Source organism: Sphingobacterium corticibacterium, assembly GCF_004208525.1.
Lineage (GTDB): Bacteria > Bacteroidota > Bacteroidia > Sphingobacteriales > Sphingobacteriaceae > Sphingobacterium > Sphingobacterium corticibacterium.
In genome coordinates this window covers 134,396-160,885 of sequence record NZ_SGIT01000002.1, presented here as the reverse complement: position 1 = coordinate 160,885, position 26,490 = coordinate 134,396, and the positions used below count along the sequence as shown (strand labels likewise).

The 26,490-nt window shown below is 43.6% G+C and carries 20 protein-coding genes; 17 read left to right on the top strand and 3 right to left on the bottom strand.

Annotated features, from left to right (window positions below; genetic code table 11):
* From EWE74_RS09335 to EWE74_RS09325, 3 genes are all read right to left on the bottom strand, one after another.
* Positions 1-705, bottom strand: coding sequence for a class I SAM-dependent methyltransferase (locus EWE74_RS09335; protein ID WP_130141294.1), 705 nt, complete (start codon positions 703-705; stop codon positions 1-3).
* Positions 705-1,877 carry a nicotinate phosphoribosyltransferase gene (gene pncB, locus EWE74_RS09330; RefSeq protein ID WP_130141293.1) on the bottom strand — a complete coding sequence of 391 codons (1,173 nt, stop codon included), beginning with the start codon at positions 1,875-1,877 and terminating at the stop codon, positions 705-707. Before pncB ends, EWE74_RS09335 begins: the two co-directional genes overlap by 1 nt.
* 133 nt (positions 1,878-2,010) lie before the next feature.
* The gene (locus EWE74_RS09325; protein WP_239018610.1) at positions 2,011-3,462 is read right to left on the bottom strand and encodes a DUF6600 domain-containing protein; all 1,452 of its coding nucleotides are present in this window, start codon (positions 3,460-3,462) and stop codon (positions 2,011-2,013) included.
* A gap of 121 nt (positions 3,463-3,583) precedes the next feature.
* Here EWE74_RS09325 and EWE74_RS09320 point away from each other — a divergent pair, with 121 nt between their 5' ends.
* The 17 genes from EWE74_RS09320 to EWE74_RS09240 all read left to right on the top strand — a co-directional run bounded on the left by EWE74_RS09320 (position 3,584) and on the right by EWE74_RS09240 (position 26,470).
* Positions 3,584-6,226: a DUF3857 domain-containing protein gene (locus EWE74_RS09320; RefSeq protein ID WP_130141292.1), complete on the top strand. Its 2,643-nt coding sequence runs from the start codon at positions 3,584-3,586 to the stop codon at positions 6,224-6,226.
* A 69-nt stretch (positions 6,227-6,295) separates the two neighbouring features.
* Positions 6,296-7,054, top strand: a complete 759-nt coding sequence (locus EWE74_RS09315) for an MlaE family ABC transporter permease (RefSeq protein WP_130142345.1) — start codon at positions 6,296-6,298, stop codon at positions 7,052-7,054.
* Between the two features lie 5 nt (positions 7,055-7,059).
* Complete coding sequence (locus EWE74_RS09310) at positions 7,060-7,833, top strand: ABC transporter ATP-binding protein (RefSeq protein WP_130141291.1); 774 nt, start codon at positions 7,060-7,062, stop codon at positions 7,831-7,833.
* A 6-nt stretch (positions 7,834-7,839) separates the two neighbouring features.
* Positions 7,840-8,829 carry an MlaD family protein gene (locus EWE74_RS09305; RefSeq protein WP_130141290.1) on the top strand — a complete coding sequence of 330 codons (990 nt, stop codon included), beginning with the start codon at positions 7,840-7,842 and terminating at the stop codon, positions 8,827-8,829.
* An 8-nt stretch (positions 8,830-8,837) separates the two neighbouring features.
* Positions 8,838-9,530 carry an RluA family pseudouridine synthase gene (locus EWE74_RS09300; protein WP_130141289.1) on the top strand — a complete coding sequence of 231 codons (693 nt, stop codon included), beginning with the start codon at positions 8,838-8,840 and terminating at the stop codon, positions 9,528-9,530.
* A gap of 206 nt (positions 9,531-9,736) precedes the next feature.
* On the top strand, positions 9,737-10,141 hold the full coding sequence (locus EWE74_RS09295; protein ID WP_130141288.1) for a RidA family protein: 405 nt from the start codon (positions 9,737-9,739) through the stop codon (positions 10,139-10,141).
* Entirely contained in the window at positions 10,128-11,132 is a 1,005-nt protein-coding gene (locus EWE74_RS09290; RefSeq protein WP_206365195.1) for a 3-hydroxyacyl-CoA dehydrogenase family protein, read from the top strand. Before EWE74_RS09295 ends, EWE74_RS09290 begins: the two co-directional genes overlap by 14 nt.
* Entirely contained in the window at positions 11,104-12,414 is a 1,311-nt protein-coding gene (locus tag EWE74_RS09285; protein WP_130141287.1) for an aspartate aminotransferase family protein, read from the top strand. Before EWE74_RS09290 ends, EWE74_RS09285 begins: the two co-directional genes overlap by 29 nt.
* A gap of 1 nt (position 12,415) precedes the next feature.
* Positions 12,416-13,330, top strand: a complete 915-nt coding sequence (locus EWE74_RS09280) for a 3-hydroxyacyl-CoA dehydrogenase family protein (protein ID WP_130141286.1) — start codon at positions 12,416-12,418, stop codon at positions 13,328-13,330.
* Positions 13,311-14,387 carry a dipeptidase gene (locus EWE74_RS09275; protein WP_130141285.1) on the top strand — a complete coding sequence of 359 codons (1,077 nt, stop codon included), beginning with the start codon at positions 13,311-13,313 and terminating at the stop codon, positions 14,385-14,387. Before EWE74_RS09280 ends, EWE74_RS09275 begins: the two co-directional genes overlap by 20 nt.
* Before the next feature lie 2 nt (positions 14,388-14,389).
* Positions 14,390-15,769, top strand: coding sequence for a hypothetical protein (locus EWE74_RS09270; protein WP_130141284.1), 1,380 nt, complete (start codon positions 14,390-14,392; stop codon positions 15,767-15,769).
* Positions 15,756-16,850: a D-TA family PLP-dependent enzyme gene (locus tag EWE74_RS09265; RefSeq protein ID WP_130141283.1), complete on the top strand. Its 1,095-nt coding sequence runs from the start codon at positions 15,756-15,758 to the stop codon at positions 16,848-16,850. Before EWE74_RS09270 ends, EWE74_RS09265 begins: the two co-directional genes overlap by 14 nt.
* Before the next feature lie 118 nt (positions 16,851-16,968).
* Entirely contained in the window at positions 16,969-18,411 is a 1,443-nt protein-coding gene (locus EWE74_RS09260) for an NAD-dependent succinate-semialdehyde dehydrogenase (protein ID WP_130141282.1), read from the top strand.
* Between the two features lie 349 nt (positions 18,412-18,760).
* Complete coding sequence (locus EWE74_RS09255) at positions 18,761-21,937, top strand: SusC/RagA family TonB-linked outer membrane protein (RefSeq protein ID WP_130141281.1); 3,177 nt, start codon at positions 18,761-18,763, stop codon at positions 21,935-21,937.
* Positions 21,938-21,948: 11 nt separating this feature from the next.
* A complete protein-coding gene (locus EWE74_RS09250; RefSeq protein ID WP_165384680.1) occupies positions 21,949-23,844 on the top strand; it encodes a RagB/SusD family nutrient uptake outer membrane protein in 1,896 nt (631 codons plus the stop codon).
* A gap of 63 nt (positions 23,845-23,907) precedes the next feature.
* Positions 23,908-25,083 (top strand): DUF5000 domain-containing lipoprotein, encoded by a 1,176-nt coding sequence (locus EWE74_RS09245; RefSeq protein ID WP_130141279.1) that lies wholly within the window; start codon positions 23,908-23,910, stop codon positions 25,081-25,083.
* Between the two features lie 10 nt (positions 25,084-25,093).
* Entirely contained in the window at positions 25,094-26,470 is a 1,377-nt protein-coding gene (locus EWE74_RS09240) for a DUF4998 domain-containing protein (RefSeq protein ID WP_130141278.1), read from the top strand.
* Positions 26,471-26,490 lie beyond the last annotated feature (20 nt).

Here is a 26,490-nt window from a genome sequence, read left to right as displayed (position 1 = left end):
TTATTGCTTCCGCGGCTCCATCCTTACCAAATACTGATCATTATCATCCTCAAAAAGAATCTGTACCACCCAATCCTCTTCATGGGCAATTTTAATCAGCTCTTGCTGGTCGATATATAACCAGTGGAACGGTTTCCCGAGAATGCCCTTATATTCATACTGGAAGCGGATCTCGCCTAGGTAATGTTCCGGTTTGGGGATACGGTATTCGTCGTATAGGTAGGAGATGTCTGACGAATCAAAAAGCAGTTGCCCTTTGTCAGATAGCAGTTTTTTACTGTGACGGAGCAATTCCCGTAAACCCACAATCGTACCGGCAAGACCGATCCCGTTCATCAAGAAAAGAAGGGTATCATAATTTCCTTCCTGCAACGTGAAGAAATCATGTTGAATAATATGCCGCACCCCGCGTTGCTTCATAATACTGCAAGCCGATTCTGATATTTCCAGAGCATCCACTTGAAAACCTTTATCCTGTAAATACAACGCATGACTGCCCACACCGGCTCCCACATCCAATACATGGCCATCGCAAAGAGCCAACGCTATATGTTCCAATTCGGGAAAATCTTCCGCATCTCTATAGAAAACCTCGATAGGCATCTCTTCTATATCGCCATAGCTGCTGTGCAGCAATAAGGTGTCTTTCAGGTCGCCAAGTATGTGGAAATCATACAAGGCCTCTCCATATACATCGCGTTCCATCAATCTTCTATTTTCAATATTTGTTTGGCAATCGCTATTTCGTCGGCGTTTCCAGTATGTTTACCCCGTTCATCGGAGAGTTTAATGACTGCTGTCCAGTCGCCGTCTTCCGGTTTAGCCTCCACCATCTTTAACACGATATTCATGCGCGCTAGACCGACATCATTCGTGAAATCAGTTCCTATACCAAACGAATACCCGATTTTCCCTTCACAAAAGCGAACGATATTTTCGACTTTGTCGTAATCCAGTCCGTCGGAGAAAATAATGGTTTTCGATTTAGGATCTATTCCTTGCTTTTGATAATGCGCCATAGTCATTTCGGCAAAGGTAACGGGGTCACCACTGTCGTGCCGCACACCATCAAACAATTTGGATAATTTTTTATCGAATTGTTTGAAAAACACTTCGGTCGTGTACGTGTCCGAAAGGGCGATACCTAAGTCGCCCCGATATACATCCGACCAGTGCTCCAATCCGAGTAGATTTGCCATCTTGTACCCATATTTAGCCGCGTGGAACATAAACCATTCATGGGCATGGGTGCCGATGGGCGTTGTTTCATATTTCATCGCAAAATGTACATTGGATGTTCCGATAAACGTCTTGGACGGTTGGTTTTTTAAGGTGCGGATAACCAGATCGTGTACTTCGTAGGAATGGCGACGCCGTGTTCCGAAATCGGCAATGGTGATATTCAATTTATCGTATTTTTCCATTTTACCTTCTACGACCCGGCAGACCTCTTCATTTGAAATACGTGATTCGCCGCTTACTTCATAATATAATTCGCATATTAGCGACATGATAGGCACTTCCCAAAGAATCGTACGGTACCAATATCCGGCGATGGTAACAGATAACTCTCCGTCCGTTTGTGCCACGTGAACTTCCTCGGGATCATAGCGGTAACCTTGCAAGAAATCCAAATAGGTAGGATCTATATACGGGCATCGAGTATGTAGAAAATCTTTTTCTGCTTTGGTAAGTTTTAGTCCCGCCATCTCGTTTATAGCGTCTTTTAGCAACTTGTCGAAACCATCGGGAAAAATGTGCTTTCCCCGGTTGATAAACTGGTATCGGGATTGTGCTTTCGGAAACAATTTACTGGCGGCAAATTGCATGGTGAACTTGTAGAAGTCGTTGTCGAGAATGGAGGTGAGTGTCGCCATGTATAAGCCTTTCTATGTAAAATTAGGGTGAAGTTACGGAATTAATTAATTACATAAAAAGAAGCCCCCTGTTTTGCTCTTGCAAACAGGAGACTATCTTTCATTGCTTCAATATAAAATAGATAGAAAATTTTTATCCGCTTCCGCGTGTAGAAGAAGAGCGGTTGTTACTGCTACTGCCGCGCGAACTTGTGCCGCTGCTACGCGACGAAGAACTGCTACCACGTTGTACACTGGATCTGTTTGAGTTGTTTGAACGGTTTACACTATTCGAAGAACTGCTGCTAGAGGAACGGCTAACCTGTGCTGGTGCACTGCTCCGTTGACTCGTTTGATACACATTGCCCGAAGGCGCGCTCTGGCGGGATGGTTGACTGCCCCGCGAAGGCGTCTGTGTGCGATTGGGTGTAGCGCGTTGTTGCGTATTGCTTCGATTATTTTGTTGCGGTTGTGCTGTTGTTCTCCGGTTTACCTCGCTACGTTGTTGTGTGGAGCGCGTATTAGATTGCTGACTCCGCGGCTGTGTTGCGTTCTGATTCCGCTGTGTTGAACTGCGGTTAACATTAGACTGTTGTTCGTTGGAACGTGTCTGACGTTGCGTCGTTGTACCTTCGCGATTACTCGACGACGAGCGGCCGCCCGTATTTGGTGTCCGCGTCGCATTTTGATTTTGTGTACGATTATTGGACGTTGTATTGCTACGTGTTGCCCGATTTTCTGTCGTGCGCCCACTATTACGGTTCGGGTTATCCCCAATATAACGTTCGGTTCTTCCGGAATTTGACCCGGTAGTAGCACGGGTGTTACTGTTGCGGTTTGACTCCGTTGAACGTGCCGTATTTTGGTTACTACGCGTATTGGTAGCCCTATCCGGACGATAAATGGATACCGAACGACGATCTACCTGTGCGCGTCCCGGGCGTTCAGTCGTGCGAACATTTCGAACATTAACGCGACGACCAATTTGACGCTCGATATCGCGACGAGCCGGTCCACCATAATAACGGTTGTTGTTTACAATATACGTATTGTTGATAATCGTTGTGCGGTTATAAATAGCACGTTGACCATGGGACCAATGACGATGGATATAGGGGTCGTAAATACGGCGTACCGGAAGAAATACCCATAAATTTATCGGAAGACCAACAGAAACGGTAACGCCTACTGACGGAGCCATAGGCGCCCATCCGTAATAGCCTCCACCACTTCTCCAATCTACCCAAGCAGGCCCCCACTCATAACCTGGGATCCATCCCCAACCACGGTAGTTGGTATATACCCAACGTCCGTAATGGAAGGGTGCCCATCCCCAATCGTAGTTGGATACCCATGTGTTACCATATTCGGTCATTGTCCAATAACCGTTTGTACCGTACGGACGAAAATTAGCCTCCGCCCTTGGAAACCAAATGTCGCCATAAGTAGCGTCACGATCCCAATGCCCATAAGGCGATAATTCATCGTAAAATAAATCAAATGAAACCGAACCATGGGGTTGAGCAGACACTTGTTTATGGGAGAAGACACTAAAAGCAAACGCCATTAGTGCGATAAGTAGTGTGGTTGTTTTTATGCTTCTCATGATCTACGTCTTTTATAGTAAAACCTTCGCGTTCTTTTATTACTTTATTATTATGACTGCATAGTAATTAGAAAGGTTTAATTACGCTACTAATTCCTATCTTTGGAAAAACTAACAACTAATGAAATTATATACTTTTTGGTACTTGTTCCTCTTTTGTTTTTTGAGCCAAAACATGAGTTATGCAGCAGAACCGAAATTGACAACGGCTAAATCTCCTGGATGGTTACGTGTTTCGGAGAAGCAAATAGAACCTCCAAATTTGGAAGATATCAATGATGGGTATTACTATGAACGCGTCGAATATCAAGTTAATTTAGCAAATCAAACACGTTTTTACCGCACGGTGAAAACAATTATCGAAAATGCCGGAACCGAAAATGCTGGACAAATAAATATATTTTTCGAGCCACAATACCAAACGCTTACGTTGCATGAACTATATATTGTGCGAGAAGGTAAGCAAATGGACAGGTTGGACTTGGGTAAATTTAAACTGATGGCCTCTGAAACTGAGCTGTCACGTTCTATCTACAATGGAACTTATTCCGCCTATCTTCTATTGGAAGATTTAAGGAAGGATGATAAGATTGTTATGTCCTATTCATTAACAGGTTTTAACCCTGTATTTGGTGATAAGTTCTTCGATACTTATTTTTTGCAGAGTTATGAGCCGATTGGTGCACTTCATGTAAATTATATTGTTCCGAAAGATAGAAAGCTGAGGTTTAAGAGTTTTGTGGGTGCTCCCCAGGCGAATCAACAGAATTTAGGAAATTCAACTTCGTATTATTGGGATATAGCCGGCACAGAAAAGGCAGACTACGAGTTTTACACACCACTCTGGCATTCCACCCGGCAACGTATCGAATGTTCGGAGTTCAAAGGCTGGATGGATGTCGCAAAATGGGCAGCCGAGGTGAATCCGATTCCCGAACTGAAGCATGGAAGTGAGCTTCAGCAGTTTGTCGAAAAACTTTGGAAAGGAGCCGATGCTGATCCCATGGAATATTTGAAAATGGTTGCTGATTTTGTGCAGAACGAAATTCGCTATATGGGTGTCGAAGTCGGTGAATACTCGCATCGGGCAAATACACCCGAAAATGTCTTTAGACAACGATATGGCGATTGTAAGGATAAATGTGTATTGATGGGGGCCATGCTTAAATCGAAAGATATCGAGAGTACGTTGGTATTGGTGAATTCTTATGAGGAATATGGTTTGAACGAATATCTTCCATCGCCATCAGCCTTTAATCACGTCGTTGTCTACGTATCGATTGATGGAAGAGGACAATACATCGATCCCACCATCCCGAATCAAGGGGGAAATATTCGTGATCGCTACTTTCCGTTCTATGGGAAAGTATTATGGGCAAAAAAGGGAGAGAAGCTGCGAGATACGGAGCAGATAGTAGCTGGAAATACACGTGTGGAAGAGCGCTTTTATCTACAAAAGGACGGAAATGCACAGCTAGATGTTTCGACTATATATACAGGAGCAGACGCGGACAATATACGTGGTTATTTTAAACAGAATGCAAAAAATCAAATAGAGAAATCTTACGTCCAATATTATCAAGGACTTTATAAACAATTGACAAAGCGGTCTGCGCTAACCTTCGAAGATGATTTGCTTAACAATATATTTTATGTGAAAGAACAGTATGATATTAAATCTTTATCGGAGACAGATGCTATTTCCAACAGACGCGCTGTTTCGCTTTATTCAACAAACCTAACTAATTACTTGCCGGATGTAACGGATATGCGGGTCGGGCCTATAGCGCTCCAATATCCGCTTTCCTTAGAGCACGACATCTATGTCATCAACCCAGATGGTGTTGCTGTCCCTCCTTTAAGAGAAAGTAGCTTTTTGAATCGGGATAGTTATTATTTTGGAAAAACCATTACGACGCAACAGGATACTTTAAAAATAGCCTATCGACTAGGCGCTCATGATACTTATGTGAAAGTCGCTGATGTAAACCAATACATTGCTGACTTTGCTGATAAGCATGAATTATTTTCGTTGGCGGTGTACTTGGATAATGATGGTTTTGTTGTCGGATCCACTACACAGGGGAAAAACAACTTTTGGGCAATGGCAACTTTTGTTGGTTTACTGACGTTGTTTACATTCCTCGTCATGAAGTTCTATAACCCGCAGGGAGCGACATCTTTGATTCCGATGTATGATGAGGTACAATATGACCGTATCGGTGGTTGGCTTATTGTTTTGCTGCTATCTTTGACTGCTACGATGTTCCGGACATTTTTTGAGGGAATGATACAGTTATTTTTCAAAGAGGATGTTTGGTCTGCTCTACAATATAATATTGGTGTGCCGCCTTTCCTTTACGTCATGCTTATTATTTTGGAATTTGTGGGCAATACAGGGATTATCTTCCTTTCTGGATATTGTGTTTATCTTATGCTGAAAAGAAGAGATATTTTTCCGCAAACATTATTTTTTCTGTTGATGTTTCAATTGGTATTCGTCGTATTGGATACGATTCTGGCTGCAATAATTTTTAAACAATCCTCGAATGTATACGAAGGTATGTCTGAGGTGTTTCGTGCTATTATATTTGCGCTGATTTGGTCATTATATATCTTTAACTCCACCCGGGTAAAGGGAACCTTTCGTGTTGCCAGCAAGACGCAGGCTGCAGAAGAGACAATTTACGCCGAAATTTCATCTCCCGTACTTCCGGAGATACCAACGGCAACTTATAAGGAAGATAATAATAACGAATCATAAGCGAACATCACGTTGATGACTTCTTACTAAAAATAAAAGTTTGTACATTTGTTGGATGATTTTTTCGGAATGGGACGTAAAATAGAAAAACTACTTATCGAGTTCGCCAGAATCCATCGCTTCATGATGAGTTTCCTACGGGAAGCAGTATCCCCCCCTTATGAATTTAAAGAGATTGTCCGGCAATGTTACGAGATCGGGTGGAAATCGTTTCCATTGATTAGTTTGACGGGATTTATAGTAGGCTTTGTATTTACCAAGCAATCGCGACCTTCTCTCGAAGATTTTGGTGCCACTTCCTGGCTCCCGAACTTAATATCCATCGCTATTGTCCGGGCATTAGCCCCTTTAGTTACAGCATTGATCGCTTCGGGCAAGGTAGGTTCCCAGATTGGAGCAGAATTGAGTTCGATGAATGTAACCGAACAGATTGACGCGATGGAAGTATCCGGTACAAACCCGACGAAATTCTTAATCTCTACCCGTATCATTGCTACCACGACCATGATTCCGGTACTCTGTTTTTACGTAGCAGGCATTGGTTTATTTGGGGGATATTTGAGTATTGCTACCAAAGATGATTTAAGTATTTTAGCCTTTTTTACCCAAGTTTTTGAATCTATTGCAGCCAAAGATGTTTTCGCCATGGTATTACGGGCGGTAGTCTTTGGATTTACCATTGGATTCGCAAGTACCTATGTAGGGTATTATTCTTCCAAGGGAACAGAAGGTGTTGGTAAGGCGGCCAACGCCGCGGTAGTATCATCTATGTTCCTGGTGTTTATCGAGGAATTGTTAATCGTTCAGTTACTTTCCTTAATTGGTTAACGGGTATGGAAAAAAAGAAAGTAAATATCAATCGTGACGATGTTGTTATCCATGTTGACAACATTAGTAAGTCGTTCGGTGATTTGCATATATTACGCGATGTTGACCTCAAGCTATATAACGGAGAAAACCTGGTTGTCTTGGGGCGTTCGGGTACCGGTAAATCGGTCCTGATTAAGCTTATATCGGGTTTGTTAAAACCAGATAAAGGCGATATTCATGTATTGGGAGAGATTGTAAACCAATTAGATGAACGGGAATTACGGGATTTACGCCAACGCATTGGCTTTTCTTTTCAGAACAGCGCTTTATACGATAGTATGACTGTACGGGAGAATCTGGAATTTCCGTTGGTCAGAAACAAGCGGAATCTGACGAGAGCAGAAATTGATAAAGAGGTAGAGGAGGTGCTAGAAGGTGTAGGTTTGTCGCAAGCCATTAATCAGATGCCTTCTGAACTATCAGGCGGACAGCGTAAGCGTATCGGGATTGCCCGTACATTGATATTACGTCCGGATATTATGTTGTATGATGAGCCTACTGCCGGCCTTGATCCATTGACTTGTCTGGATATCAATTCGTTGATAAATCAAGTACAGGAACAATATCAAACGTCATCCATTATTATTACGCATGATTTATCCTGTGCAAAAATGGTAGGGGATAGAATGGTGATGCTATTGGATGGAAAATTTGAAAGACAGGGAACGTTCGAGGAGATTTTTAATACGGATGACGAACGTGTGAAACCCTTTTATGATTATAATTTTATTGATTAAAGATATATGAGTACAAACGAGAGGAAGCGTTCGCTTACAGTTGGATTATTTGTCCTGATTGGCTTGATTATTTTGGTTGCGGGTATTCTGGTATTGGGTACGCAACAAAATAAATTCAGCAAGAACTTGGTGGTGACGACCTATTTCCATGACGTAAAAGGATTGAAAGTGGGAAATAACGTCTGGTTTTCGGGTGTGAAAGTGGGGATCGTCAAAGAGATAAAGTTTCAAAGTATCAACGATGTGAAAGTCGTTATGCACATTGAAGAGAAATCTAGCCAGTTTATTCGGGAGGATGTCGTCGCAAAGTTAGGCTCTGACGGATTGATTGGAAATGCTATCGTCAATCTGGTTGGTGGATCGGATCAAGTTCCGCCGATACAAGACGGGGATGTTATCAAATCAGTAGGTGGCACTGATACGGACGCGATGTTTGCGACATTACAGACAAATAATGAGAATCTGGTAGAGATAACGAAGAATTTTGCTGTTCTTTCTCAGCAAATGGTGGAAGGAAAGGGTACGGTAGGGGCGTTAATGACCGACTCTACCATTGCACTTTCTCTAAAAAGTACTGTACAAGGGCTAGATAAAGTAATGGGGGATGTCAACAAAGCTTCTGCTAACTTGGTTGTTTTGATGAACAAATTAAATAGTAATCAAGGCTTAATCCATGAGCTGACAACGGATACCGTCGTTTTTGCGAGTTTACGGGAGTCAGCAACACAACTGCAAGGTGTAACAGAAACGGCATCCACGCTGATGGAAAATCTGAACGCGACTTCTGCACGTTTAAACGATAAAGATAATGCCATAGGTGTATTGACTAATGACCCTGAAGCCGCAGCGGAAATTAAGCAGATATTGCGGAATCTTAATATGAGTACGGAGAAGCTGGACGATAACATGAAGGCACTGCAAAGCAACTTTCTGTTTAGAGGTTACTTTAGGAAACAACAAAAAGAACAGGAAAAAGCAACCAAAGATTCTTTATAGTCATTCGGATGAGCATAACCGATAAAGATGTTATCTACGAGGACAATCACTATATCGCCATTAACAAACGTGCGGGTGACATCGTACAAGTGGATGACACGGGAGACAGGTCGTTGGAAGACATGGTCAATGTTTACCTTACGGCTAAATATCAAAAGCCAAACGGTGCTTTTGTAGGCGTTATCCATCGGTTGGATAGGCCGGTTAGTGGCATGATTCTTTTTGCAAAGACAAGCAAAGGTCTAGATCGGATGAATCGTTTGTTTCATGACCGGAAAGTATCGAAGACCTATTTAGCCATTGTGCGTAACCGTCCGCCAAAAGATTCGGATACATTAAAAAACTGGCTGTTACGAGACCGCAAAAAAATGATTACCAAGGCCTATGATCGGGAAGTGAAAGGCGGAAGCTTTGCACAACTGGATTATGAGGTTCTAGGTGTTCTTGATGGTTATTATCTATTGAAAGTAACACCTCTTACTGGACGCACGCATCAGATTCGTGCTCAATTAGCATATATGGGTTGCCCTATTGTAGGTGACAACAAATATGGATACCCGCGGGGAAGCCTCCGCCGTACAATTTGTCTGCATTCCCGCTCGCTAGAATTCGTCCATCCCATAAAGGATGAAAAACTAAAACTCACTGCAAAACTACCTATAGATGGCTTTTGGGAGCGTTTCAACGTTTTGTTGAAGTAGAGAAAATCTTTTACTTCTTTTTTCTTGACAAGCATTCATTCTATTTAATCGCTGTCTGCTATTGATTGGGTAGATTACACCACTGTACTCTTCTCTCCGTTTGAAAAATAGTACTACAATTAAGCACAAATGTAATAGACCTGCGAATGCCGTACATGTACTTTTGCTATAACAGTATACACATAAATTAAATCAAAACATTGTATATGAGTAAGCGTAAAATTGTACACCCGGATAGAGACGCGGCTTTCGTTACCGGAGCATATTCTGATGGTATTATTGCAGGCGGATTTCTTTATATCAGTGGCCAGGCATCGGTGGACTTCAAAACTTCTACTTTTATCTTGGGAAGCATTGAGGAAGAAACAACCCGTACCATGGAAAATATAAAATCCATTGTTCAAGCTGCAGGTGCTACCATGGATGATGTGGTCAAAAGTACGGTTCATTTGTCTAATATCGACGATTTTGGTCGATTCAATACTATATACGCACGTTTTTTCGGAGATGTGAAACCTGCGAGAACAACAGTACAGTCCGTGCTAGGAGAAGGAATTTGTGTGGAGATAGATTGTATTGTAAAGCTTCCCGATACCCATGAAAATGAATGATCGCTTAAACAGGCAAATTGCTGTTGTAGGACTTGGGTTGATGGGAAGTAGTATCGTGGTTTCCCTGCTTGCCTCTGGTTACCGTGTCGTGGCTTTGGCGCCCATACCGGGAGAAAAAAATCCTGCTATCCAACATATTGTGACGTTGCTGCGGCATGCAGACAAATCTAACTTACTGCCCAAAGGTTTGGACTATTGCGTGCGTAACCTAACAGTAACAGAAGATTACCGAGAGATAGGGGGGTGCACCTTTGTGCAGGAATGTGTAATTGAAGATATGGGGATCAAAAACAAGGTTTATCATCAGATCACGAACCATGTATCTCGAGAAACCGTTATAGCCTCCAATACTTCAGCGATTCCCATTAGCGATTTGCAACAGTTCGTGTCCAACCCTCATCGATTTATCGGTGTGCATTGGGCAGAGCCGGCTTATATGACCCGCTTTTTAGAAGTGACATGTGGCGCAAAGACAGATTTAGATATAGCCAAGCGTGTGATGGAATTGGGGAAAAGCTGGGGCAAGGAGCCTACACTTTTGAGAAAGGATATACGAGGGTTTATTACCAACAGGCTGATGTATGCCGTTTATCGTGAAGCATTGACGTTGGTTGAAAACGGTGATGTTACGATGGAAGATGCCGATAAGGTTTTTCGCTATGACGTGGGCTCATGGATAACCTTAATGGGGATTTTCAGACGAATGGACTTTATGGGGTTTAGCGATTACATCGATTCTTTTGAGGGGATCCTCCCAAAATTAAGCAATCGTACCGATGTGCCGGATATGATGCGACCTTTGGTAGCAGAACGGGCGAGAGGTATACACAATGGTAAGGGCTTTTATGATTATAATGAACAACAAGCTAAAGCCTGGGAAGAAGCATTCGCACAATTCAATAAGGAAATTTATGATTTAGCGACACGATATACGGAGAAACATATTAGCGAAAAGGCATATAATGAAGAGAAGAAGCTATCAAAAATCTAAGGATCTATTGGACAGAGCCAGTCAGGTCTTAGCAGGAGGTGTATCCTCCGAATTTAGAAAATACAACCATCCTCATGCTATCTTTTATACACATGGTGAGGGCACGCGCATATACGATGTAGACGGTAATGCCTATTTGGATTTTACCTTAAGCCAAGGGCCGTTAATTGTTGGACATTCCCATCCGCGAGTGTTAGAGGCGGTAGAAAACTATTCCAAAGACGGGCAATTGTTTGCCGGACAGCATATCAAAGAAATTGAATTGGCGGAGAAATTACAGCAGTTGATTCCTTCTGCCGAGCTCATGCGTTTTTGTTTGGATGGCTCTGAAGCCGTTCAAACAGCTTTTCGAATTGCACGGGCGAAAACGGGAAAGCATAAATTTCTGCGTTTCGAAGGGCATTACCATGGATGGTTGGACAATGTCGCTTGGGGTATCAGTACGGCGTCTGTTGAGGCCTTAGGCAATGAAGATGATCCCAATGTGTTTCCGTGGTCAGCCGGATTATCGCCAAACAGTAAGGATGACTTTATTGTTTTACCCTGGAATGACTTGGCTTTAGTGGAACGTATCGTTGCAGAAAAGCATAACGAATTGGCGGCGATTATTACGGAGCCTATTATGTGCAATAATGGGTGTATCGTTCCTCATGAAGGTTTTCTACAAGGGCTTCGGACGATCTGTAACCGTTACGGAATAGCGTTGATTTTTGATGAAGTTATTACCGGGTTCCGATTAGGACTCGGAGGTGCACAGCAATACTACGATGTCACGCCAGATTTGTCCATCTTTGCTAAAGCCATAGCCAGCGGGTACCCGATTAGTGCGATTGTCGGTAAAAAGGAATGGATGGAGGAGATTGTATCGGCGAGGGTAATTCATGCAGGTACGATGAATACCAGTAATCCAACGGTGGCGGCGGCTTTGGCAACCATTTCGGTTTTGGAACAGGATTCGGATACCCATAACCGTATGTTCCGTTTGGGAAATCGTTTGATATCCGGTTTACGAGAAGCTGCAAAACAAACAGGACAGAATTTACAGGTGCAAGGACCTGGTCCGATGTTTAACACCGCGTTTACTTCATTGTCTGCCATAAAGAATTACCGGGATACGTTCCAGACCGATAAAATTAAACTCAAGCAGTTTATTGCCGGCTTACATGACAGAGGTATCCGTGTGATTGGTCGTGGACTCTGGTATATATCAGCCGTGCATACAGAAGAGGATATCGACCATGCGATCAACGTAAGTGAGACAGTATTAAAAGAAATTGAATGATATGGTCGAAAAGAATGGAATGATACACCCGATCATGGTCATTGGTCAAGATAAACTTGCATATAGTATTGTCTCTGATTTGCTGCTTTCGATGCATCCAGCACTTCTACTAACCGATGATCGGCCAATCGCAGAAGAGACCATCAAGCAGTATACATCAGACAGTAGAAACCTATCCATTGTCACCGATTGGCCAGAAACGATACACAGTCAGTTCGTCGTACTCGTTACCAGCGATAAGCTAGAAGAGAAACAAGAACTTATTAAGCAAGTAGAAGAAAGATGTGGTGACGATACCATCATAGCTGTAAACTTGGAGGCGCTTTATTTGGATGAGATACAAATGCAGATGCGTAATAAGTCAAGGCTATTGGGGGTAAATTGGACGTATCCTGTCCATCGAACTTTTTTTGCAGAAGTTATCGCTAATCAATATACTAGCCTCATGAGCTTATCAGCTGTAGATAATTGGCTGAAAACATATTGGAAGAAAGACCCTTATATACTACGGCATGGGTTTAGTATTCGCGCTAGAATGATGGCCGCTATGCTGCGTGAGGGAATCTATTTGGTAGAGAACGATTTTGCATCGGTAGAAAGTGTGGATAGGGCTTGCCGGAATGATGCGGGGTTTTATCTGCCATTCGTCGGAAATTTCAGATATATGGATTTAATGGGGACCTATGCTTATGGCATGGTGATGAAAGATTTGAACAAAGAACTATCTAATTGGATTACCTTACCCAACATTTTGCAGGAAAAGAGAGATAAGGGCGAGACGGGGATGGATCGCGGTAAAGGGTTTTATACCTATGCTCCGGAAGAAAAGGAACAATGGCAGGCGATTTTTGCGATGTTTAGTGAAGAAATACAGCAATTAATAACCAAATATTCCCATGAGTCGTTTGATCGTTGATGCACATCTGGACCTGGCGATGAATGCCATCGAATGGAACCGTGATTTGGCCATGCCTTTAGAACATATCCGTTTGAAGGAAATGAATATGAAAGATAAGCCAGATCGGGGGAAAGGTACCGTTTGCTTACCCGCGTTAAGAAAGGGGAAAGTTGGTTTTGTTGTGGCCACACAGTTGGCTCGTGTCAATCCGTTCAATAGCGCATTGACAGGGTGGAATTCACCTTCACAGGCATGGGCGATGACACAAGCCCAATTGACTTGGTATAAGGAAATGGAGAAGCAGGGGGAGATGGTGCAGATTGTCGATAAAAAAGGTTTGGATGCTCATGTCAAGCTTTGGAATGATGCAGCGATTGCAGATGAAAACAAACCTATAGGTTACTTATTGAGTTTAGAGGGAGCGGATTCGCTGGTTACACCAGACTATTTGTACGAGGCATATGGTTATGGGCTTCGGGCTTTGGGCTTATCTCATTTTGGACCGGGGCGGTATGCAGATGGTACAAAGACAGCCGGACGAATCCATCCAGAAGGGTTGGAATTGATGAAAATCATGGATGAATTACACATGATATTGGATGTGACCCATTTAACGGATGCGGGGTTTTCGCAAGCTATGGATCTATATACTGGGCCAATCTGGGCCAGCCATCATAATGTACGGAAAATCGTTCCGAACCAAAGACAATTGAACGATGTACAAATTAAGCAGTTGATCGAGCGGGATGCGGTTATCGGCGGTATGTTGGATTGTTGGGCGATGGATATACGCTTTATCGATACGGTTTCGGATCCGTGGCAACTGGACATTAGATTGGAAATGCTCATTGACCATTGGGACCATATTTGTCAGATCGCCGGAAATTCCTTGCATATCGGTATCGGAAGTGACCTGGATGGTATCTTTGGAACAGAGCAATCGCCATGGGATATGGATTCCATCGCAGATTTACAAAAATATGCGTATCTTTTGTCCAATAGAGGCTATACCGAGCAGGATGTAGATAATATATTTCACGGCAATTGGTTGCGTTTTTTGAGGAAATATTTATAAAGATGGCTAATAATTCACTTCAAGCTGCGGCTTTACAAAAAGACATTACACCACCGTTAGGCACATTGATCAACGGAGAATTCCAAACAAGATATGCCAATAAAATACACGACCCATTGTATGCGAAATCTTTGGTGCTCACGAAAAATGATACGGTACTGGTATTTGTGATAGTGGATATTTGTGCCATGCAGCAAGACTTTTTGGATGAAGTGAAAGCCGATATCTTTAAGGCAACGGGAATACCCAAATCCCATGTGTTGATTTCGAGTACACATACGCATTCAGCAGGTGCTATCGTCGATTTGTTGATGGGACATGCTGATCTCACCTACAGAAAGAAGCTTCATCAGATTTTGGTTGATCTAGTTATAGAAACACGCGCTGTGGTTCGTGAAGCCAAGATAGCGTTTGGCGCTGTTGACGCACCGGAGCATGTGTTATGCCGAAGATATAAGATGGCTTCTGGGTATAAGGCGTTTAATCCTGTGACAGGAGGATATGATTTGGTGAAAACCAATCCTTTTGGGGACGAAGAATATATTCTGGAAGGGAACTCCGCACCGGATCCCCAATTAGCTTATCTAGCCATAAAGGGCTTGGATGATCAATGGATAGGACTCTTAGCCAATTATTCTTTACATTATGTAGGGGATACTGACCGTGGTACCATTAGTGCGGATTATTTCGGTTGTTTTGCCGAGCGGCTTTCGGAGGTGTTGTCGGTAAATGACAGCAACTTCGTCGCGATGATGAGTAACGGCACCAGCGGCGAAATCAATATTTGGGATTTTATGGATGCGGATCGTTATCCAAAAGAGCAGCACCGTAAAAGTGCATATATCGGACAAGATTTAGCGGATAAAGTCTTACGGCATTTGAAAAATCTTCAGTGGGAGGAATATCCGGCTTTGGATGCGTTATATGCGGAATTACCTGTGCGTGTTAGAAAACCCTCCGCACAGGAATTGGAGGAGGCTAAACGTGTGGTGAGGGATACGGACTATGAGCATATTACCTTGGATGCAGATGGATATCGGCGTATTTATGCGCGGGAACAGGTTCTATTGGACGCATTTCCGGAGCAAAGACATTTCTATATTCAGTCTTTTCGTATCGGTAGTGGTATAATAGGTGCATTAGGCGGTGAATTTTTTGCGGAGACAGGATTGGCATTGAAAGCCAAGGCGGCTAGCGGAAAATATTTTACGATCTGTTTGGCAAACGACTACGTCGGTTATGTACCGCCTAAGCATGAAATAATGTTAGGGGGCTATGAGACTTGGCGTTGCCGCACCAGTTTCTTGGAAGACGCCGCAGAGGAAGAAATCAGAGGTGTTTTGTCGGAACAGATTGAACAGCACATACATGAATTGGTATAATTTACATACACCGGAACACGTGGATACACCGACACTATTGGTTTATCCGGATCGTATCCAGCATAATATCGAGGTGCTTAAAGGCATGATTGATCGTGTCGATAGATTGCGTGCGCATGTCAAAACCCATAAAACGAAAGAAATTACCCGGATGCAACTGGATGTAGGCATTCGTAAGTTTAAATGCGCGACGATTGCTGAAGCGGAAATGCTAGGCGTGTGTGGTGCGCCGGACGTGTTATTGGCTTATCCGCTACATGGCGCAAAATTACAGCGGTTTGTGGCATTGATCCAGCATTTTCCACAGACGCGTTTCTCCGCTATAGTCGATCATGTAGATGCCGTAGAGAATCTATCAGCTACTGCGGTAAAAAACAATATACAGGTGGATGTGTTCATCGATCTGAATATTGGTATGGGGCGTACCGGTATACGACCGGATGATGCCGCTTTCGAACTATACCGATTTTGTAGTGAAATGGATGGATTACATGTGCAAGGCTTCCATGCGTATGACGGCCATGTGCGCGAAGTGGATATGGTGGAACGGAAAAAGGTTTGTGATCGGAATTATGAGCCTATTGCTAAGTTAATAGAGCGACTGTTGGGCGAAGGCTTCGAGAAGCCATCTGTGGTTATCGGCGGTTCACCTTCCTTTCCGATTTACGCGCAATATCCGGAGGTGGAATGCAGCCCCGGGACATTTGTGTTATGGGATAAGGGCTATGCAGACACCTTACCGGAACAACATTTTCTTCCGGGGGCTGTATTGATGACACGTGTAGTTTCTTTACCCTCCGAAAATACAATTTGTGTCGATTTGGGCTATAAAGCCATAGCATCCGAAAATCCATTGGACAATCGGGTATTTTTTCTAAATGCTCCTCATCTAAAACCGATAAGCCACAGCGAAGAACATCTCGTACTAGAAGCTGGTGTAAACCATCGCTTTCAAGTAGGCGATGTATTGTATGCTTTGCCTATCCATATTTGCCCGACGGTTGCGTTGTATGATAAGTTGTTAGCAGTCGAAGAAGGCAAAGTTGTGGACGAATGGGAGGTTGTGGCGAGGAGGAGATAGCGTTGATTTATTTCAATAAACGATAAAAACAAATTATCGAAGCCCATAGTTTTATAAGAAATGTACCTTTACTTTTTAAGATAAAGTAGAGGTATTGGATATAGAAAAAATTTGCACGATGGGATTAAATGAATTAATGATAAATAAAGCCTTTGTCGATGGACAATGGGTAGGAGGCACAGATACATTTGATGTCGTAAACCCAGCTACGGGTACCGTTATTGAAAAAGTAACGAATCTAACGGTATCCAACGTACATGAAGCAGTAGACGTAGCATATAAAGCTTGGTGCTCTTTTAAGGTGAGTGATGTGGGGCAGCGTGCTACTATGTTAGAAGAGTGGTATCGATTGATCATGGAACATAAGCAGGAGCTGGCGGAGATCATTACATTGGAGTCTGGAAAAGCATTGACGGATAGCTTGGGGGAAGTTGATTATGGTGCTTCTTTTGTGCAGTGGTTTGCGGAGGAGAGCAAGCGGGCTTATGGGGATACCGTGCCTGCATCGAAGATGTCAAATAGAATACTGACCATTAAACAGGGCGTGGGGGTTGTTGCTGCTATCACACCATGGAATTTCCCGTTAGCGATGGTCACGAGAAAAATCGCTCCGGCTATTGCAGCAGGCTGCACAGTGGTGCACCGTCCGGCGTCACAGACACCTTTAACAGCATTGGCTCTTGCTGTTCTCGCGGAAAAGGCAGGATGGCCGGCCGGTGTATTAAACGTTGTGACGGGAACAGATTCTTCGGGCATTGGGTATGAATTAAGCACAAATCCGTTGATCAGAAAGCTTTCCTTTACGGGATCAACGTCTGTTGGAAAACAACTGATGAAGCAAGCCGCAGAAAATGTGAAAAAGATTTCTTTGGAACTTGGTGGCAATGCGCCGTTCATTGTATTTGAAGATGCAGATATCGAGGCTGCTGTTGAAGGTGCTATGTTTGCGAAGTTTCGTAATGCTGGACAGACTTGTGTGGCCGTTAATCGCTTTTTGGTACAAGATTCGGTTTTTCTAGCGTTTTCAGAACGGCTGACAGAAGCCGTAAAAGCGTTGAAAGTAGGCAACGGCTTGGACAACGACGTACAAATTGGACCTTTGATCAATAAAAAAGGATTGGATAAAGTACAGGAACACGTAGCCAATGCTGTTGACAAAGGTGCTCGTATACTGACGGGAGGGAAGGTTATCAAAGAATTGTTTTACGAACCTACGGTACTTGCAGGTGTCCCATCAAACGCTTTAATCGCCAAAGAGGAAACATTTGGACCGGTGGCGTCGTTGTTTAGATTTACCACGGAGGAAGAGGCTATCCAAATGGCGAACGATACGGAGTTTGGATTAGCATCCTATTTTTATAGTAGTAATGTGCATCGCTGCTGGCGTGTTGCTGAAGCGCTTGAAGCGGGTATGGTGGGCGTGAATGAGGGACGGATTTCCTTTGCTGGAGCCCCGTTTGGTGGAATTAAGGAATCCGGGATAGGCCGGGAAGGATCTCGATACGGATTGGATGAATACGTGGAAGTGAAATATATCAATTTTGGTGTTTCGACACGATAAGCATATTGTATTTTTCTGCCATGAGGACAAAGTCAATGTAGCTGCATTGACTTTTTTCTTTTTCAAAATCGCTACTAAAATAATATGTAACCAATTAAATAACACTTTCATTGGCTTGTCAAGTAGTATAACCTAATATATTGATCTAAGTTTTGCTATTCCACATGAGAGAAACCGAGATTTTATAGCAGAGATTAAAATATAATATCATATAAGAGAATAATAATAGTAGTCCTGCGGAACACACGATTCTATCTTTGTATAGTATAAGGGATCGTTAGAAGGCAAACCTGAATCGACTAACGAGCTATATAATAAACTTGAATACAGAACTACTAATATTTAACCAATGCTATCATTAAAAAAAGCAACATTTATTTTAGCATATCTTAGGATACTGCTAAACATCCTTGTTTTGCTAGGGTTTTCTACATTGCTGCACGCGCAGCAAACAGAACATCTTGTAAGAGGACAGATTTTGAATGAGAAAGACGAGCCTATACAGGGAGCTACAGTGACCGTGCAAGGTAGCACGCGTGGTGTACTGGCTGATGAACAAGGACGGTATGAGATTATGCTGGACAAGGAGGTGCAACTTGTTTTCAGTTATGTAGGCTATACAACACAAGTAATTCCAATATCGGGACGGACGGAAATAAACGTAGTCATGAGCCCTATTACAGATGCTATAGATGAGGTTACGGTAGTGGCTTTTGGAGAACAGAAAAAGGAAAGCGTTGTAGGGGCTATAACGACGGTAAGGCCCAGTGAGTTGAAAGTGCCATCGAGTAACTTGACGACGGCGTTGGCTGGTCGTGTGGCGGGCATGATCGCCTTCCAGCAAAGTGGAGAGCCGGGAGCGGATAATGCAGACTTCTTCATCCGTGGGGTGACCAGTTTTGGGTATTCCAATCGTCCCCTGATTCTGGTGGATGGGGTAGAGATGCCAGCCAGTGAGTTAGCACGGCTGCAAGTAGATGATCTGGCGAGTTTTTCTATTATGAAAGACGCTACAGCCACGTCTTTGTATGGTGCCAGAGGAGCCAATGGTGTGATTTTGATTACCACCAAAGAGGGGCGTGAGGGGAAAGCCAATATTTCGCTTCGTTATGAAACTTCGGCGTCGCAACCCACACGAAATGTAGAGTTTGCTGACCCGATTACCTATATGGAATTGGCGAATGAGGCGAGCCAGACAAGGGGAAATCTGCTGACCCCTTATTCTTGGGAAAAAATTGAAAGAACGCGTGAAGGCTTAGATCCGATGATCTATCCGGCTACCGATTGGCAGTCCACACTGTTAAAAGACAGGACATTCAACAACAGGTTGAACTTGAATGTAAGTGGCGGGGGTAAAGTGGCGAGATACTATGTCGCCGCTACTTACAACAAAGATAACGGTATGCTCAAGGTAGATAACCGCAACAACTTTAACAACGGTATTGATCTGAAAACGTATGGTCTCCGATCAAATGTCAACATCAATCTGACCAATACGACGGAAGCTATTGTTCGTCTTAATTCGACCTGGACGGATTATACCGGTCCGTTAGGTACAGCCACAGATTTTTATAAACAGATTATCCGTACCGATCCGGTATTATTTCCTGCATATTATGAGCCTGACGAAAGAAATAGCACAACCGAGCATATCTTGTTTGGAAATCATGACGCAGGGAATTATTTAAATCCTTATGCGAATCTCATGAGGGGATACCGGGATTATATCAATGCCATGTTTTTAGCCCAATTTGAAATTAAGCAAGACCTTGATTTTATCCTAAAAGGCTTAAAGGCGAGTGGTATGTACAATACAACGCGATACAACTACTATCAGGTGTCGCGTGCATACAATCCATTTTATTACACGGTAACAAACTATGACCGACGGACAGGCGAGTACACCTTGAATAATCTTAATCCCACAACGGCACACGAATACCTGGCCTATAATGAGGATTCCAAGCAAATTACTTCGGAAGATTATTTTCAAGGTATCCTGAGCTATAGTACCGATATTGGGAAAGATCATTCGGTCGGTGGTATGTTGGTATACAATATGCAAAACAAAATTTCTGCAAATGCCGGCAATCTACAAAGCTCTTTGGCAAGGCGAAATCTAGGATTAGCCGGTCGTTTCACCTATGCTTTCCAAAACAAATACTTCTTTGAAGGAAATTTTGGGTACAACGGTTCCGAACGTTTCGCGAAAGAACATCGGTTTGGTTTTTTCCCATCGGTCGGTGCAGCATGGTATGTGTCGAATGAGCCATTTTGGACAGGTGGTGTTCAGCGTGTTATCTCCAACCTGAAATTGCGGGGTACATATGGCTTGGTCGGTAATGATGCTATTGGAGATGTGCAAGATCGCTTCTTCTACCTCTCACAGGTTAATCCAAATTATGGAGCGAATGGATATACCTTTGGTTCAGAATTTGGCAACCGAATCAATGGTATGTTGGAAGAGCGTCAGGAAAACAGAAATATTACGTGGGAAACCTCGCGGAAATTAAACCTGAGTGCGGAAGTAGGACTCTTTAATACGGCTAATCTCGTCGTGGATGTGTACCAGGAGCATCGCTACAATATCTTGATGACACGTGCGCACACGCCAAATACACTGGGAGTTGCTGTACTTCCGCAAGCCAATGTAGGGGAGGCAGACAGTCGGGGTATCGATGTCCAGCTGGATATCAGCAGAAACCTCGCTAATGGGTGGTTTATCTCAGGAATGGGTAACCTCACCTATGCCAAAAGTAAATATATCAAATATGAAGAGCCGGATTACAGGGCCTTCCCATGGCGTTCCCGTGTAGGGCTGCCCATCGGACAGCAATTCGGTTTTGTAGCCGAACGCTTGTTTATCGATGATGAGGAGGCCTACAATTCACCTGCACAATTCGGCAACGTGCTTGGTGGGGATATTAAGTACAAGGACATAGATGGCGACGGCGTGATTACCAACCTGGACATGGTGCCCATTGGTTATCCTACCGTACCCAGAATGACGTATGGCATTGGGTTTTCGATAGGTTACAAAGGGATAGATTTTTCTTCCTTCTTTCAAGGATCGGCCAAATCTTCCTTTTGGATTGATTCAGAAGCAACAGCTCCTTTTGTAAGTTATAGGTCTCAAGCAGAAATAAACAGCGGTTATCTCGCGGGGATCAATTTGCAGAATCAGATTTTGCAAGCCTATGCAGATGATCATTGGTCAGAGGATAATAGAAATCTAAAGGCATTATGGCCCAGGCTCAATGAGATTCCCAGCGACAACAATATGAAGGTCAGTACCTGGTTCATGCGAAACGGGGCGTTCTTACGGATCAAGCAAATCGAACTCGGGTATACGTTCAAGGAGAGCTTGACCAAAAGAATTGGAATAGAAAAAATAAGGATGTACGTCAATGGAAGTAACTTGTACAATTTTTCTAAATTTAAGCTATGGGACGTCGAAATGGGGGGAAATGGTTTAGGTTACCCGCTGCAGCAGGTATATAACCTAGGTATTCAATGTTCATTATAATAAATACGGTTATGAGATTATCTATAAAAATAGCTTTATGCATCATCATGGCAGGGGGATTAACGGCCTGTTCCAATTATTTGGACGTCGTTCCGGATAATATTGCGACGATGGACCATGTGTTCAAAGATCGTGTCAGTGCCCAGCGGGCTTTAGCAAACTGTTACAATAAGATCCCGCGAACGGGTACTCAGAATGAACCGGGTTTTGTGGCGGGGGATGATCTTTGGATACATCAGTTTGTCGATGCGGGTAGGAGGCAAATATTTCGTGAACTGGCCCTCAACGGCAATAATGTCACGAGACCGCTCTTCAGTTATTGGCACAATGTAGAAGGAGGATCCGCATTATGGCGAGCTATTCGGGATTGCAATACATTTATAGAGAATGTACACAAAGCAAGGGATCTGGACAGTTTTGAGCGGGAGCAATGGATTGCCGAAGTGAAAACATTAAAGGCTTGGTATCATTTTTACCTGATGCAAATGTATGGCCCTATTCCTATCGCGAGGGAGAACCTTCCGGTTTCTGCTTCCACAGAGGAAATCATGGTGTACCGGGAACCCATAGATGAAGTGGTGGGATATATCGTGGAGTTGCTGGATGAGGCCATTCCAAACCTGTCTTTGCAGGTCGACAACATGGTTGCCGATGCCGGAAGAATGACCAGACCGATAGCCGCAGCGATAAAGGCACGGATTTTGGTAACCGCAGCGAGTCCGTTGTTCAATGGTAATCAGGACTATGCCAGCATGATCGATGGGCGTGGGATAGCCTTGTTCAATACCGTCGAAGACCCCAATAAATGGACATTGGCGGCGGAGGCAGCCAAAGAAGCAATTGATATTGCACATGAGGCCGGGATTAGGCTGTACCAGCATCAGACGACTTTCAATGTAAGCGATGAAACATTGAAAGTTATTCAGGTAGGGCAGATCGTCGCGGACAAATTTAATGAGGAACGTATTTGGGGTTTATCGGATTTTGACAGTAGGGCGCTTGAGCTGGCTACGATGCCCAGGCTGCACAGTGACCACGAGAATGTCGTGTACCAATGGTTTATACCCACACTGAAAATGGCGGAGTTGTTTTACTCCGAAAATGGCGTACCTATCGAGGAGGATGTAGATTATGCCTATGATGACCGGATGGCACTTACGATTGTACCGGAAGAGCTACATCATTACCTACAGCCAGGCTATCGCACCGTAGGGTTACATTTACATCGGGAACCACGTTTTTATGGTGCGCTTGGTGTAGACGGAGGGTGGTGGTTTGGCGTGGGACGTAACAGCGAGAATGAACAATGGCCATTGAACATAAAAAAAGGATCAATGACCGGTGGGATGATCGGAAATCAACGTTATTCGCCCACAGCTTATTATATTAAAAAATTATCTAATTATTTGTCAGTCTATACAGGCAAAGATACTTACGTTCCAAAAAGGTTTGATTTCCCGTTGATCCGGTTAGCTGACGTGTATTTGATGTATGCGGAGGCGTTGAATGAAAGTTTGCCGGCACCTGATGCTAATGTATACCATTATATCGATCTAGTTCGGCAGCGAGCGGGCTTGCGTGGAGTTGTAGATTCATGGACATTATCTTCCAGATTTCCACAGAAGCCGACCACAAAGGAGGGTATGCGGGATATCATACAGCAGGAGCGTCTCATCGAGTTGTCTTTTGAAGGCCATCGTCTTTGGGATTTGCGCCGCTGGAAAAAAGCAATTGAATATATGAATCAACCTGTGCAAGGCTGGAATGTACAGGGCGAAACGCCACAAGATCTTTATCAAGTCGTCACGCATACGCGAAGCCAATATACTATACGAGATATACTATGGCCGATTATGCAGGATGAAGTATTACGAAACAGTAATCTGTTGCAGAATCCAGGCTGGTAGCAAATCTGTCGTAAACGCATAAGAGGGCGATAAAAAATGAAAACTATATAATATCACTTAGTTATGAAAAGGAAAAATATAATTTATCTGATCTTAGTGCTCCTGATTTGGGGATGTGGAGAAGATTATATCGGTCAGTATGCCATGGATAATATTCCGCCCGGATCGGTATCAGGCGTTTCGGTAGAAAATATTCCCGGAGGAAGTATCATCAGCTATCGGATGCCCACGGATGAGGACTTCTCATACGTCAAAGCCATATATACAGTTAATGGTAAAGAGAAGGAACAGAAATCATCGAGTTTCAATACAAGTATCACATTGGGAGGCTTTGGCAGGTCGACGGCACAGGAGGTGGAACTGATTGCTTATGACAAGAGCGATAACCCGTCTGCTCCTGTAAAAGTCGATATTCATCCGTTGGACGCATCGGTATTTAATATCATAGAAAGTGCGGTTGTTACCGATGATTTTGGTGGAATACGTGTGGAGTGGCAAAACCCGGATGGAGCGGATGTGGTGCTGACTGTACTGACGACGACGAATGAGTATGGTGAGGAAGAGTGGACGGAAACCGATCGTTTTTATTCGGGTTCTACTCAAGGGCGGGCAAATGTAAGAGGATTTAATGACGCTGAACGTTTATTCGGAATCTATTTTCGGGATCGATGGAGTAATTTTTCGGATACACTTTACGTAAATGCCAACCCTCTCTTTGAAGAGCAATTGGACAAATCGAAGTTTCGTCGCTGGAATCCACCAGGAATACCTTATAATGCATATGAAGGTGCTGATTGGAGAATAGAAGGTCTGTGGAATGGTAGAATCGACCCTAGTACTGGTGGTTATGCCAGCTATACACATGACAATACCTTCGATATGGGGCAGGTGGCCAAATTAAGCCGGATGAACATCAACAACAGGCCGGAAGCGACACTGTTGTATAATTTTGCGCATCCAAAGAAGTTTCAGATATGGGGATCCAATCATCCCAATGTGAATGCAGATTTTGGAACCTGGACCTTATTAGCGGAGTTCGAATCCTTCAAGCCGTCGGGATTGCCCTTGGGACAGCTTAACGACGACGATAGAAATTATGGTTGGCGGGATGGAGAAGAATGGTCGTTTCCGCTGGATGTTCCCCCGGTACGTTATATACGGTGGTATGTGCTGGAAACCTGGGGCGGATCCACGTATACACAGGTCATGGAAATGACGCTTTGGGGATCAATTCAATAAAAACTAAGAGATGAAAAGTATAATTAAATATCAACTATATGTATGGCTGGTCTTGTTGATGGGGTTTATATCCTGTGATAAGATGAATGATCTGCATGATAAATACCTGCAACAAGGGGAAACAATTTATCTGTCCCGAACAAACGATATCACTATTTTACCGGGCAACCAACGCGCAAAAATCCTGTTTACGAATAAGGATCCTAAGGCAAGGTCACTAACCGTTTATTGGCGATCGAAAACAGACTCGTTGGTTTTTCCCATCCCGGAGAATACTGTCGGACAGGAGCTCGAGATCATGCTCCCCGATCTGCCGGAAGATTTCCTGACCTTCGAATTTGTAGCCAAATCCGCTGACGGAAAAAGCAAATCTTTGCCCGCAGAACTTTCTGCTCGTATTTACGGTGAAAGATACCGGGCGAGCCTCAACCACAGATTGACGGAGAGCGCATCCTACTTGGAGTCTGCTTATCAGCTGGATATCTTATGGCGGGAGGCATTCGAAGGCGCCGCCAAGATAGAAATCAGATATAACGGAACGGATGACAATATCCGGACAAGGGAGGTGCCTATAGAAGAGCGCTCGATTGTGTATCTCAATTTGTTTAAAGACAATCTAGAGTATCGAACAGGGTATGTTCCTGTAGAGAACGCCATAGATACGTTTTATACCGACTATGCTACACTGCCATTTGCTGAAGCTTATGTCGTAGAGGGATTGGAATTTATTAGCGGCCAATATATGCGTATTCCCCATCATGCTGATTTTGATATAGCCGGAAATGAGGCTATTACGGTTACATGTTGGGTGCGAACTCCCACTATTGCCGCGACACAGCGGATTTTCGCAAAGCGTTATACCGCTGTCGCTGACTATGGAGAATATGGAAATACAGGTTATGGATTAGCACTTTTAGGCAACACAGGAAATATTTATCCGGATTTGGTCTACCAGGGGGCTACCTATGCCATAAATGTTCCCTCTATTTCTGTAAATATATGGACGCATATTACCGCAGTTTATGATGTCGCAAACAAAGCAATGTCCGTGTATAAGGATGGTGTGTCCATAGGTTCAAGAACGCTCCCTGCTACGGTGTTGTCAACTACCAATATCGCTGATTTAGCTGTCGGGGGGCATAAAGCATCGGTGGCAGGTAATCCTGGACAGACGTTTACTGGTGAGATCGCGCATTTGCGTTTCTGGAATAAAGCCTTGAGCTTCGCTGAAATTCAAGAGGATATGGAGACCTATGTTACGGAGGAAACCCCCAATCTAATCGCTGCGTATGATCTGAGGCAGGTGGAGGGTAGCGGTACCGATCTGACTGTTCCCGACATAAAGGGAAATCATACAGGGATATTGTATAACTTCAGCCGACCGTAGAATAAATTGTAAAATAAAAA

What these genes read in the sequence shown, in the direction of transcription:
- EWE74_RS09335 (WP_130141294.1), bottom strand. Translation starts at nt 705, where the DNA reads ATGGAACGCGATGTATATGGAGAGGCCTTGTATGATTTCCACATACTT.
- pncB (WP_130141293.1), bottom strand. Translation starts at nt 1,877, where the DNA reads ATGGCGACACTCACCTCCATTCTCGACAACGACTTCTACAAGTTCACC.
- EWE74_RS09325 (WP_239018610.1), bottom strand. Translation starts at nt 3,462, where the DNA reads ATGAGAAGCATAAAAACAACCACACTACTTATCGCACTAATGGCGTTT.
- EWE74_RS09320 (WP_130141292.1), top strand. Translation starts at nt 3,584, where the DNA reads ATGAAATTATATACTTTTTGGTACTTGTTCCTCTTTTGTTTTTTGAGC.
- EWE74_RS09315 (WP_130142345.1), top strand. Translation starts at nt 6,296, where the DNA reads ATGGGACGTAAAATAGAAAAACTACTTATCGAGTTCGCCAGAATCCAT.
- EWE74_RS09310 (WP_130141291.1), top strand. Translation starts at nt 7,060, where the DNA reads ATGGAAAAAAAGAAAGTAAATATCAATCGTGACGATGTTGTTATCCAT.
- EWE74_RS09305 (WP_130141290.1), top strand. Translation starts at nt 7,840, where the DNA reads ATGAGTACAAACGAGAGGAAGCGTTCGCTTACAGTTGGATTATTTGTC.
- EWE74_RS09300 (WP_130141289.1), top strand. Translation starts at nt 8,838, where the DNA reads ATGAGCATAACCGATAAAGATGTTATCTACGAGGACAATCACTATATC.
- EWE74_RS09295 (WP_130141288.1), top strand. Translation starts at nt 9,737, where the DNA reads ATGAGTAAGCGTAAAATTGTACACCCGGATAGAGACGCGGCTTTCGTT.
- EWE74_RS09290 (WP_206365195.1), top strand. Translation starts at nt 10,128, where the DNA reads ATGAAAATGAATGATCGCTTAAACAGGCAAATTGCTGTTGTAGGACTT.
- EWE74_RS09285 (WP_130141287.1), top strand. Translation starts at nt 11,104, where the DNA reads ATGAAGAGAAGAAGCTATCAAAAATCTAAGGATCTATTGGACAGAGCC.
- EWE74_RS09280 (WP_130141286.1), top strand. Translation starts at nt 12,416, where the DNA reads ATGGTCGAAAAGAATGGAATGATACACCCGATCATGGTCATTGGTCAA.
- EWE74_RS09275 (WP_130141285.1), top strand. Translation starts at nt 13,311, where the DNA reads ATGAGTCGTTTGATCGTTGATGCACATCTGGACCTGGCGATGAATGCC.
- EWE74_RS09270 (WP_130141284.1), top strand. Translation starts at nt 14,390, where the DNA reads ATGGCTAATAATTCACTTCAAGCTGCGGCTTTACAAAAAGACATTACA.
- EWE74_RS09265 (WP_130141283.1), top strand. Translation starts at nt 15,756, where the DNA reads ATGAATTGGTATAATTTACATACACCGGAACACGTGGATACACCGACA.
- EWE74_RS09260 (WP_130141282.1), top strand. Translation starts at nt 16,969, where the DNA reads ATGGGATTAAATGAATTAATGATAAATAAAGCCTTTGTCGATGGACAA.
- EWE74_RS09255 (WP_130141281.1), top strand. Translation starts at nt 18,761, where the DNA reads ATGCTATCATTAAAAAAAGCAACATTTATTTTAGCATATCTTAGGATA.
- EWE74_RS09250 (WP_165384680.1), top strand. Translation starts at nt 21,949, where the DNA reads ATGAGATTATCTATAAAAATAGCTTTATGCATCATCATGGCAGGGGGA.
- EWE74_RS09245 (WP_130141279.1), top strand. Translation starts at nt 23,908, where the DNA reads ATGAAAAGGAAAAATATAATTTATCTGATCTTAGTGCTCCTGATTTGG.
- EWE74_RS09240 (WP_130141278.1), top strand. Translation starts at nt 25,094, where the DNA reads ATGAAAAGTATAATTAAATATCAACTATATGTATGGCTGGTCTTGTTG.